This is a genomic window from Allobosea sp. ASV33 (assembly GCF_016428755.1).
Taxonomy (GTDB): domain Bacteria; phylum Pseudomonadota; class Alphaproteobacteria; order Rhizobiales; family Beijerinckiaceae; genus Allobosea.
Genome location: NZ_JAELTI010000307.1, coordinates 1 through 313, shown reverse-complemented (window position 1 = coordinate 313; position 313 = coordinate 1). Strand labels below are relative to the sequence as shown.

At 78.6% G+C, this 313-nt stretch carries 1 protein-coding gene; it reads right to left on the bottom strand.

The window, feature by feature from the left end; translation table 11 throughout:
- Positions 1–113: 113 nt before the first annotated feature.
- Positions 114–313 (bottom strand): hypothetical protein (locus JHD80_RS28495; RefSeq protein WP_210340015.1); only part of this gene is annotated, 200 nt, incomplete at its 5' end.

Here is a 313-nt window from a genome sequence, read left to right as displayed (position 1 = left end):
CCCCCCCCCCCCCCCCCCCCCCCCCCCCCCCCCCCCCCCCCCCCCCCCCCCCCCCCCCCCCCCCCCCCCCCCCCCCCCCCCCCCCCCCCCCCCCCCCCCCCCCCCCCCCCCTTTTAATGATCCGGCGCCCACCGAGATCTACACCGAAGGTTAATCGTCGGCAGCGTCAGATGTGTATAAGAGACAGGGCCGAAGCGGGTCTCGATCGCGGCCGGCGTGCCGCCGCGCTCGACGGCGAGGCTGCGCAGCGCAGCGGCGTGAACCAGCGCGACGGTGAAGGAGCCGGTGCCGGCGGCGTTGCCGTCACCCGTCT